The sequence below is a fragment of the Citrobacter sp. Cpo071 genome, assembly GCF_030332765.1.
Taxonomy (GTDB): Bacteria; Pseudomonadota; Gammaproteobacteria; order Enterobacterales; family Enterobacteriaceae; genus Citrobacter; species Citrobacter portucalensis.
On sequence record NZ_JAOWHE010000037.1, the window covers coordinates 1 to 2,762 of the forward strand.

Below are 2,762 nucleotides of genomic sequence, written 5' to 3' on the forward strand. Positions count from 1 at the left end.
GGTAAAAAATTTTGCGTTCTGCCCAGGACAGGTGCGTCAGGCCGTGGCAGTGATGCCCCTTGCGGCGAAGGTTCTCAAACGGGTGAAGTTCATACCACAGGGAATACAGCAGCAGGTTCCCGCGAAACGTCAAAACCGCGGCTCCCGAAACTCAACGGGTGATGTTCTTTAAAAATCAGGATTTATTTCAGGCTCCGGCAATACACATTTATGTGTTCTGTCAGTCATCCGGCTGGCAGGTAATGAGAACGCAGGAACAGAAGGAGGAAAACACCGGAAAGCGTCAGATGCAGATATGAAAAAAGCAGGTCAGGAACCTGCTTAATCCATGCCGCAGAGACTGCACGAACAGTTTTTGCGGCTCCAGTCAATCGTCATAAGAGGCTAAATTATGACAATAAGTATTGTTTCACCTTCCGCAGCGGCTGTAAAGCCCCGCCGTCATCCCCGTTTCAGACGCGAAGACATCCCCGCGCCGGAAATTGACCCCGTGCTGAAAGCCTTCGGGCGACACATAGCCCGGAGTTTTCACCGGGGGCGTGGTGTACACATCCCCGCCATGAAAAACACGGCCTTCGGGCAGGTGCTCCGCACACTCGAACTGAAACGCGCTTTTAACTGATGAGGTGAGCCGCCCCGCGAGGGGCGGCAACAGACGGAAGGAGAACATTTTATGACATTAGCAGCAATCACCATGACCGCCCCGGAAGCCGCCAGCCCTGTGCAGATGTACCGCGCGACCTACTCACCGGATGACAACAAACTGCGCCTGTATGCCGCGTCACGTCTTGACCCGGAGACGTATAAAAAAGTGCATGATGCCGGTTTTCGCTGGGCACCCAAACAGGCGCTGTTTGTCGCGCCAGCCTGGACACCGGGCCGGGAAGACGTGCTCCTCTCACTTGCCGGAGAGATTGAGGATGAAGACAGCACGCTCGCTGAACGTCAGGAAGCACGGGCGGAGCGGTTTACCGGATACAGCGGAAAGCGGGCCAGTGAATCCGCACAGGCACTTGATGAAGTGGAAAGACTGGCCGCGATGATCCCGCCCGGTCAGCCCATTCTTGTGGGGCATCACAGCGAACGCCGCGCCCGTCGTGATGCACAGCGTATTGAAAACGGTATGAAACGTGCTGTGATGCTCTTTGAACGTGCGGAATACTGGGAAGAGCGGGCGCGGTCGGCACTGCTTCACGCGAAGTATAAAGAACGTCCGGACGTTCGCTGGCGTCGTATCAAAAAAATCGAAGCTGATTTGCGCAAGGCGGAAAAGACCATCGCACAGTCGCAGAAATATCTGACGATGTGGCGGGCTGAATCGCTGGATCTGAATATGGCAAAACTCATCAGCAGTCATGACCATATCAGCGCCTGTTTCCCGCTGGACAGGTATCCGCGCCCGGCAGAAAAAAGCCAGTATGAAGGAAGTCGATCGTTATGGTCGGCCCTGGATGATGACATCATCACCACGGAGCAGGCCCGCGAAATTGCGATCCGCTGTCATGAACGGCAGATTCAGCATCAGCAACGCTGGGTTAACCACTATCAGAACCGCCTGATCTATGAGCGTGCCATGCTGGACGAAAGCGGCGGCGTGGTTACCCGGACACAGGATTTTGAGCCGGGCGGACAGGTTTTCAGCCGGGGCGAGTGGCTGACCATCATCCGCGTGAACAAAAGCAACGGGGCGGTGAGTTCAGTCACAACGCCGAATTACAGTTTTCTCGGGTACAGCGGCACGATGAAAGTGACGCCCGATCGCATCACGGACTACAAAGCACCATCGGCAGAAGAGGCTGCCGTCGCCAGTCAGGCCGCGAAGCGTCCGCCGGTAGTCAACTATCCGGGGGACGGTTTCCGGGAAATGACAAAGGCGCAGTGGGCCGCCCTGCCCCGGGACTGTAAGGCCGTGCGCAGTGTGGCAGAGACAGAAGACCACGGGGCATACCGCTACCGCCGCACAATGGACAATAATTTCCGCCTGGTGAATGTGTATATTACCGACATGAAAATCACGGAAATCCCACAGAAATAAGGTATATCCCCCCGGGAAATCCCCGGGGGATGACGGAGATAATGACATGCACAGTCAGTTAAGAGAACGTATCCGGCTGATGCGCGCAAGGCTGGATAACGCCGCGCCGGTTGCTGAAATCCGGGCTGAATCTCAGCTTTTTGTGACTCCTGCCCCGGTCTGTGATCGCCTGGTGACGCTGGCGGAAATCAGCAACCGTGATCACATTCTGGAACCCTCTGCCGGCACCGGGGCCATACTGCGGGCGATTCGGGATACCGCGCCGGAGGCCATGTGTGATGCGGTGGAGATTAACAGCGGGCTGGTCCGGTATCTGCGGGAAAATTTTAACGGTGTCAGGGTACAGTGTGGCGACTTCATGGAATGGCAGCCGGTGCAGTATTACAGCCGGATCATTATGAATCCGCCGTTCATCCACGGGCAGGATATCCGGCATATCCTGCGGGCTTTTTCCCTGTTGCGTCCGGGGGGCGTGCTGGTTGCCGTCTGTCTGAACGGGCCGCGCCAGCAGGAGAAGCTGTTACCGTTTTCTGACATCCGCGAGGAGCTGCCGCGCGGCACGTTTGCTTATACCGATGTCCCGACGATGATTATTCGTTTGCGTGCCTGATGACACAGGGCTGGCGGGAGGATAAATGCCCGTCTGTCCGCGCCGGGAAAAGACAGCACGCCGGTGGCGCTGAAAGGGGCCGCGCTTACGCGCCGCCCCTTTCATTACGCGGATGTT

4 protein-coding genes are annotated in these 2,762 nt (G+C 56.8%); all 4 read left to right on the forward strand.

The features are described from left to right. On the forward strand, positions 1-172 hold a 172-nt coding region (locus OGY09_RS01000), incomplete at its 5' end, for a single-stranded DNA-binding protein (RefSeq protein ID WP_234887497.1). 219 nt (positions 173-391) lie between these two features. Then, on the forward strand, positions 392-622 hold the full coding sequence (locus tag OGY09_RS01005) for a hypothetical protein (protein WP_000155844.1): 231 nt from the start codon (positions 392-394) through the stop codon (positions 620-622). Positions 623-673: 51 nt separating this feature from the next. Then, positions 674-2,035: a DUF3560 domain-containing protein gene (locus OGY09_RS01010; RefSeq protein ID WP_015057111.1), complete on the forward strand. Its 1,362-nt coding sequence runs from the start codon at positions 674-676 to the stop codon at positions 2,033-2,035. 46 nt (positions 2,036-2,081) lie between these two features. Then, entirely contained in the window at positions 2,082-2,645 is a 564-nt protein-coding gene (locus OGY09_RS01015; RefSeq protein ID WP_001462138.1) for a methyltransferase, read from the forward strand. Positions 2,646-2,762: the final 117 nt, after the last annotated feature.